The 7,490-nt window shown below is 40.8% G+C and carries 6 protein-coding genes and 1 rRNA gene; 6 read left to right on the top strand and 1 reads right to left on the bottom strand.

The genetic code is table 11. The features are described from left to right. The 3 genes from rrf to AC06MN_RS06705 all read left to right on the top strand — a co-directional run. Positions 1 to 99, top strand: a 5S ribosomal RNA gene (gene rrf, locus AC06MN_RS06715); the annotation flags it as partial. Positions 100 to 200: 101 nt separating this feature from the next. Further along, the gene (locus tag AC06MN_RS06710) at positions 201 to 1,184 is read left to right on the top strand and encodes a glycoside hydrolase family 73 protein (protein ID WP_475671586.1); all 984 of its coding nucleotides are present in this window, start codon (positions 201 to 203) and stop codon (positions 1,182 to 1,184) included. Between the two features lie 342 nt (positions 1,185 to 1,526). Then, positions 1,527 to 2,825: a hypothetical protein gene (locus tag AC06MN_RS06705; protein ID WP_475671585.1), complete on the top strand. Its 1,299-nt coding sequence runs from the start codon at positions 1,527 to 1,529 to the stop codon at positions 2,823 to 2,825. Positions 2,826 to 3,400: 575 nt separating this feature from the next. Here AC06MN_RS06705 and AC06MN_RS06700 read toward each other — a convergent pair. Next, complete coding sequence (locus AC06MN_RS06700) at positions 3,401 to 3,610, bottom strand: hypothetical protein (RefSeq protein WP_475671584.1); 210 nt, start codon at positions 3,608 to 3,610, stop codon at positions 3,401 to 3,403. Positions 3,611 to 4,025: 415 nt separating this feature from the next. On the opposite strand from AC06MN_RS06700, the gene AC06MN_RS06695 reads away from it, so the two are divergent. From AC06MN_RS06695 to AC06MN_RS06685, 3 genes are read left to right on the top strand one after another with little or no spacing between them, the layout of a single operon-like run. Further along, entirely contained in the window at positions 4,026 to 4,244 is a 219-nt protein-coding gene (locus AC06MN_RS06695) for a DUF6140 family protein (protein WP_475671583.1), read from the top strand. Positions 4,245 to 4,271: 27 nt separating this feature from the next. Then, complete coding sequence (locus AC06MN_RS06690) at positions 4,272 to 5,921, top strand: dynamin family protein (RefSeq protein ID WP_475671582.1); 1,650 nt, start codon at positions 4,272 to 4,274, stop codon at positions 5,919 to 5,921. Positions 5,922 to 5,947: 26 nt separating this feature from the next. Beyond that, complete coding sequence (locus tag AC06MN_RS06685; RefSeq protein WP_475671581.1) at positions 5,948 to 7,396, top strand: dynamin family protein; 1,449 nt, start codon at positions 5,948 to 5,950, stop codon at positions 7,394 to 7,396. Positions 7,397 to 7,490 lie beyond the last annotated feature (94 nt).

The following is a 7,490-nucleotide window of genomic DNA, read 5'->3' as shown; positions in this document are numbered from 1 at the left end:
TGCGCAGGGGCGCACCTCTTCCCATTCCGAACAGAGAAGTTAAGCCCTGCCGCGCCGATGATACTGCAGACACTGTGGGAAAGTAGGTCGCCGCCCACCCCTAACGAAAACCCTGGCCAACAAGGCCAGGGTTTTTTGTTTGCATATAGATTGGCATATCTTGTTTTTATGTATCTTTACCGCCCAATTCAATTTGACTTATGAAGAGGCTACTTTTTGTTTTTTTGTTGGCTTTTCCTCATTTTTTGCAGGCGCAAAGAATTACTGCTGAGGAATATATTTCGATTTACAAGGATATTGCAATCCGCGAAATGCGCGAACATAAAATTCCTGCTTCTATTACCTTGGCTCAAGGTCTTTTGGAGTCAGGCTGTGGCAATAGTGAGCTTGCACGCGTGGCTAAGAATCACTTTGGCATAAAATGTCATAAGGAGTGGACGGGTAATACCTTTACCATGGATGATGACGAGAAAAATGAATGTTTCCGTAGTTATGAAAATGCCGAGGAATCTTTTGTAGATCATTCGCTTTTTCTGGTAGGAAGAAATCGTTATGCAGCGTTGTTTGATTTGGAAATTACTGATTATGAGGGGTGGGCGAAGGGATTGAAGGCTGCTGGTTATGCTACTAATCCTAAGTATGCGCAGCTTTTGATTGCCCGAATCAATCAATATGACTTGACGCGCTTCGACCGTGAAGCTTTAAATATTCAGGAAGAAGAATCAACTGTTTCAGAACCTATTCCTGAGCCTCAATTGTCAGAAAATCAGTTTGAAGATTTCGGTTTGCTTTTTAATCCGGATGTGAAATCAGCCTTCGAAATTGTTGATATGACGGATTTGGGTCGTTTCATTTATCTCAATAATGGTGTGAAATTCATTTATGCCAAAGAGGGCGAGACACCTAAATCAATAGCTAAGGAATTGGGTATTCCTATGCGTCAAATTGCTGATTATAATTATATTTCAAGTCCAAAGGATTTCGTTTTCCTCAGTGGCGATGTGGTTTATATCGTTCCTTTAAAGAATAAATGTAAACATCCATCGACCTTTAATGTCGATGAAACTATGACTATGCGTGATGTGGCTTTGCGTTTTGCTGTGAAGCTGGATAAGCTACAGAAATACAATAAGAATCTCGGAAAAGTGGTTAAGCCTGGAACAGTGGTGAAATTGAAACGGTAACAATTAGTCTATATTCAAGTTAGTAACGAAAAAAATAAGTTGTAACACATCTAAACATTAGCCATTGATTTCCTGTTGAACGCAAATTTCCATAAATTATCCCAAAATTGGTGTGAATTAATTGATATACATTTAATTATAAGTAGGTTGTCAAAATTAAGCTGCAAAATAAATCTTCTCATTTCGACAGGCTCAATGAGCTGCAAATCAGCTTGCTGACACCCTTTTCCAAGGGTGTGACGATGTCGAAGCCCCAATCTTATATGTAAACTAAATTTGCTTACCTGCTTAACATCCCCAAAATCGCTCATCCTTTTTTAAAAAATCCATACCTTTGCCCTCATGAATTGTAAGGACGAAATAAAACGAAAGAAAAGCTATTACGAAGGCTTGGAAAAGGCTGCCGCCATGACCGTCAACGATGATTTCCGCAAGGATTTGGACGAGATTTTCAACGACGATTCGGTGAGCGACACTATCAAGCAGGCGCTTAGGTTTTGGACAGATACCGTTGGGCCTTTTGGCAATGCCTTAGCCTTTATCGTCAACAACCGCTTCATCCTTGAAGAAAAAGATTCCATCATCGGCTGCGACGACGGCTCGCCTGCCTTGCTGCCCGAGGAAATCTTCAACACGCTTTGTCGACTTGCGCCTTTTACTATTCGCGAGTTTCTCGCCGTTCTCCCCATCGACACACTTATCAATGAACAGTTGCTGGAGACTTGTCAATCCAACAACAAGGATGCCTTCGTCAAACTGATTACCGACATCCATTGCGACTTGACACCGCTTTCGCGATTGTGCCAAAGCTGTTGGGACGACAACCAATCGGGCATAGAAATCAGCCAAGATGAAACCGATTTCCTGTATCTCCTCGACGGTCTGTCCGACAAGCCAGCCGTCAATGCTTCGGAGCGCAGGTTTCAACAAGCCGTCAAGCAGCTTTATCCTTCCGCCGAACTCATCGATGACATCGACGACCCAAACTTTGATGCCAATCTCGAACAATATTTCATTGACTACCAATATTTTTGCGAGAATATTTTCGAAAATAACCTGCGTTATTACCTCGAATGGTACGACGTTTTCCAGCCCATGGAACACAAGACGCTTGCCCCTTTTCTTGAGCATCCTTGGGCCATCGAACTGAAAAAGAAGATTGAAGCCGAAGCTCAAACCGAAAACGTTCCATTTCATTTGCCAGCCGATTTCTTCGCCCTCAAGAACCGTTCGAAAGTGCGCAATGAACACCTCAATCCGAAACTGGAACTTATTAATAAAGGTGCAGCAAACTTAGCCGAATTCATCAATTATCTGGCCGAGCATGGCTATATCGAAGCCAGCCTTGAGACGAAGTCGCTTCTTGCCTACCGTCTCACGGGTTTCGGTCGCCCCGAAGGTGATTTGCTTCCCATTTTCTGGTGCGGTCAGAACGGGAAATCGTATGAGTTAATCTATATTGTCAAGCACATTTCTGAGCGCGGCGATTACAGGAAAATGCGGCAATTCTTTACCGGTCCTGAATGGGTGGAAGGACACGACAGCAGTTATGCCCTTGCCGCCAACTCCGAATTTCGCCGTGCTTTGGAAGAGTTTTATCCTGAAATCTTCCCTTTCGAGAAGCAAACTTCGCAACGATAGACTTTCTTAAAATTAAGGCAATTATGTACTTTTTGACCCCATAGAGGTTTATCTTATCAGCGTCCGCCAGAAATGGACTTGCGTTAACAATGCCATATTAGCATGATTCGCCCGATTAACTACGTTGAATCTGCGATTTCGCGGTTCTTTCTCTATGTCCGGCAGGAAAACACACTACAACACAAATCGATTTATAACCGCGATTGCCTTTCTTTTTGACCGCGAATTTTGCGAATTTTGCGAAATCGAAGATTCAACGTAGTTAATAGGAATCCGCGAAGCGGATTCCTTGACTTCGTTGAAGATTCTCTGATTTCCGCGCTGCGTCCGATGTTTGGATCTAAAAACATATAGATGCCAAAAACAATTATCTCATTGTTTTTTAGAAAGATAATGGTTTCTACATCTCTCTATTTTTATCTACATTTCGTGTCGGCGCATTTATTGTGACTATATTTGCCGCCGCTGAAAAAGGCCCCAGACCGGCGGGACTTGGAACATTTTTTCCAACGGCATTGAGCATTAGCCGAAAAAACGCTACTTTTGCGGCAGCTTTAGAGCGATGTCCAGACTTGCTAAATCGCCAATTTCAGTACGGTGGACACGAGGCTAATGCTCATTTTCTGTCTTTGACTACGGCGCAAAGGCTCACGGCCTGCGCACCTATTCAGATACAGGCGTGGGATGAGTGTTTCTTTCCGTTCCGTATGGGTGTTTGGCGATACCTGCAAGTCGGCGGATGGAGGCAAATCGGTCTCACGCTTTTCTTGTATGTGGGTTGCCAAATGATAATTGAATTGTAAACGAAAAAAGTTGGACTTATGAGCATTTGTTTGAAAATTGTCTATATTTGCGGCTGAATCGAGGGAGCAATCTCGGTTCAGAAGGAAGCATTTACAGACCCTTGACTGTGAAAATCGCCAAATTTGAACGACTGGGGACTAAAACAAATGCTCATTTCTTGTTTTGATGCCGAGCCAATGTGTATTACGTTGCGCTTGGCAAGGAAACAGGCGTGAGAATTTTGCAACGTAGTCTATTCAGTCACAGGTGTTTGGCGATACCTACAGTCAGATAGGCGGAGTGAATAAGTCTCACGCTTTCTTGTATGAGGTAATAACGCCGGTTTCAGTGAGATTTGTTGGCAAAAAAAGCAACATCTGGAGTAGCCATGCTATTTCCAAGCAAAACGAAATCATTATGTTATACAGAATAACAGTAAAAAACAGCAAAATCACCAGCGGCATCCGCATAGAACGCGGCATGAGCGTTGACGTGGTGACAAACAGCATAAGCAACCCAGTTACCACCAACGGCGGACAACCCGTCGTGGATGCCTTCATGCGCATTTACGGAATCGACATCAGGAAAGCCGGAGCTTTGAGCATGGCTTGGCTGGATGTGGAGAGAATTGGATAGAAATTGAAACAACAAAATAATAATGATATGAGAATTAGCGAACACTACATTTCAGTAATTGAAGATGCAATTAAAATTGCACAAGAAAGCATTAATGTTGAATCTGTAATGAATGGCATCAGCGAGACAGCCACATTACTGAAAAACAGAATTATAAAGGATACATTTGTTAAGATCCCAGTTGTGGGTGATTTCAGTGCCGGCAAAAGCACATTGCTTAATCATTCCATTATTGGCAGGAAAATACTTCCAACTGACATCAATCCAACTACAGCCGTATCATACGAATTATGGTTCGCAGACCAAGAAAAACTTGAGGTTTGGAAAGATGGAAAACTGAATGACACTGTCAATGTTAGCGAAATCGAGAATCTTCAAGTCGGTCCAGGTGACATTGTAAAAGTGTTCTTGAACAATGAGAAGATCAAACGTCTTAACGACAATGGCATAGTCGTTGTTGATATGCCTGGCATTGGTTCTGGTATTGAAGCCCATAACAATGCTATTTTAAACTATCTTAAAGAAGGAACATTTTTCATTATTGCTGTTGATGTTGAGCAGGGAACTCTTTGTTCGTCAACGATGGCATTCATTAACGAAATTAAGAACTATGGATTGTCTGCTGCTGTTCTTGTCACTAAGAGCGACAAGAAAACGCTTGAAGAAGCCGAAAAAGTAAAGACAGACATCGGACAATTGGCAAAAAAACTTATTGGTGCTGAAACATTTGTCGGTTTGACATCTTCTTCAAGCGAGCAATATGAAGATGTTGAGAAAATATTGTTCAGCATGGATGGTGAAGAATTGCTGACACAAAAATATGCATCTTTGATAAACACTTTTGTTGACTCTATCATTTTCGAACTGAAGAAGCAGGAAACTTTACTCGTGAATGGAAAAAGGGATTACGTAAAGGAAATTGAAGAATTAAAGGAGCGCAAAGAAGATGCTTTGCAAGCATTGAAACGCAACAACGATTCTGCACAACCCTTGGAAGAATCTGCTGGTGACATCTTGTATGATATCGAAAATGCGCTGAAAGGTAAAGCAACTCAACTTGCAATGACCTTGATTCAAAACAAGGATGATTTGGAGATATTCAAAGCTGAAATGCTTTCAACAATCCGTCCTGTCTTGATTAATTCATACAAGAGAGAAATATCAGAGTACCAAGATGTTATGGATAATAGTCTGCGCGATTTCACTTTTGACATTAGTGGTGTGTTGCCGGACAATTCACTTGATGATGTTTTTGATAATGAAGAACTTCAAAATGCTGCCCATACAGTCCTTTCAACAGTTTTGGCATTCTTTGAAGTGCCGCCGATTTTGGCAGATTTGATTGCTGACAAACTTATAGGTCATCTACCAGACTTCTTAAAGTCAGTTTTTGGCAAAGGCAAAAATGAAGTTATCAGCGAAATTCGCACCAATCTTTGCGCAAATGTATTTCCTCAAGTAACTAATACATTGCGTCCTGAAATCGAAAAGGTTTTAGGCGAACAACGCCAAGCCGCTTTGGAAGAAATCAAACAACGCATCATTGATGAAGCGCAAAAGTTTGATGACAGTATTTCTGCCATTCAGAAAGAACAATCTGATTCTGAAGACGTTATTCGTACAAAAACCGAATTATTGAAACAATCCATTGAAAAATTATCTTCGTTAAAAAATTAAATTCACAAAAAATTAAATTCACTATTATGGGACTTGGAAACATTCAACAAAAAAGTGCCGCCATGGGAAAAGAAAAGTCTTCGGTTATGAAGATTAACATGTACGAAAACCCACAAATGGCGTTAGACTTGATTGCTCACATTTGCACGGCGTCAAGAGATTTAGATGTCGATCATTGCTTCGATTCTTATTTTGACATTTTGGATGATTTTGAAAAGAAAATCAACGACAAAGGCTTCACATTATACAAGCCAGACCTCGTTGACAACTGTCGATCTGGAGTCAATTACCTTGTGCTCTCCCTACTTGCAGACGTATCTGCCAACCTGAAAATTGCAGTTGCCGGTGGCTATAGCGCAGGAAAATCTTCATTGCTTAATTCGCTTACCGGTATTGGACATTTGCTTCCTACTGGAATCGATCCGGTTTCTATGGTCAACACCCACATCAACTGTTCAACCTCAACAAGAAACTTAATTGTGCGTGGTGAGAATATAAAAAACGATGTCGTATTATTGAACAAGGACGTTTTGGCTTGCGTTCAACATGCTTCAAAATCAAAAGTATACATAGCATCCGTTTTGAACAAAATTATCATGGATGTTCCTACGCCAAGTTATCCGTACCTAAATGGAATAACTTTCGTTGATACTCCTGGTTACAATAATTCGAATAGCTCGAATGTTGAAAACAGAGCCAAAGATGTTGAAACAGCCTTGGAAGCCATCAGTGATGCTGATGTGTTGTTTTGGTGCATTGATATTGATGCAGGAACCATCACGAACAACGACCTTCAGATGTTAAAACGTGTTCAACAAGAAAAAGAAAATATGCCTTTGGTTATCTTCTTCACAAAGATGGATAAGAAGCCTGATTTGGAAGTGGATAAGATTATGAAAGCGGCTTCAACGATTTGCCAAAAGGAATTGGTTAGAATGCCAGACGACATAATCGGTATATCGTGTGTTGACGATAAAGTCAGAATGAAATCGTTGAATAATCATTCAGTGAACCAATTATTCAAGGTACTTGTATCAGCCAATGGGACATCAGACTATTTGCAGATTGCGGAAAATGCCATTGGAGGTTGGTTCGATGAAGAAATGAATTCTTCAAAAGTTACCACCGACAATTACGAAAACAAACGTCAAGACAGCATTAACGAAAAGAAAGAATGGCAAGAATTATACAATTCAACGAAGCAAGAGAATAATGACGAAATGAAGCACATCCGTGATGTTGTCCTTGACAGTTATGACAAAATCATGGATGCTGCAAATCTCAGTTTCGAATCTTACCAAAAAGCATTAAAGGGTTGGTCTGATTCTTTAGACAGAGAAGTTGAATGGAGCAATGAGAGCGGATGGCTTTCTGATACTGATTCTTTAGAAAGGCGTCATAAATCATCAATAAACAACTATAATTCGCTAATTAGGGGCAGTCGGGAAATGTTGAAAACTTTTTTAACAAATTGATTAATAATTCATTAGAATTTTGTATCTTTGATATTGGGAAACAGAATTCCCCCAACCACCGCGAAAAAGTGAAAATTGGGGGAATCGCAAAAAA

The organism is Candidatus Limimorpha sp., assembly GCF_056203535.1.
The sequence above is the reverse complement of the archived record's forward strand: the minus strand, read 5'-3'. Positions and strand labels throughout refer to the sequence as shown.

Coding starts and splice junctions, on each gene's coding strand:
- AC06MN_RS06710 (WP_475671586.1), top strand. CDS start 201: ATGAAGAGGCTACTTTTTGTTTTTTTGTTGGCTTTTCCTCATTTTTTG.
- AC06MN_RS06705 (WP_475671585.1), top strand. CDS start 1,527: ATGAATTGTAAGGACGAAATAAAACGAAAGAAAAGCTATTACGAAGGC.
- AC06MN_RS06695 (WP_475671583.1), top strand. CDS start 4,026: ATGTTATACAGAATAACAGTAAAAAACAGCAAAATCACCAGCGGCATC.
- AC06MN_RS06690 (WP_475671582.1), top strand. CDS start 4,272: ATGAGAATTAGCGAACACTACATTTCAGTAATTGAAGATGCAATTAAA.
- AC06MN_RS06685 (WP_475671581.1), top strand. CDS start 5,948: ATGGGACTTGGAAACATTCAACAAAAAAGTGCCGCCATGGGAAAAGAA.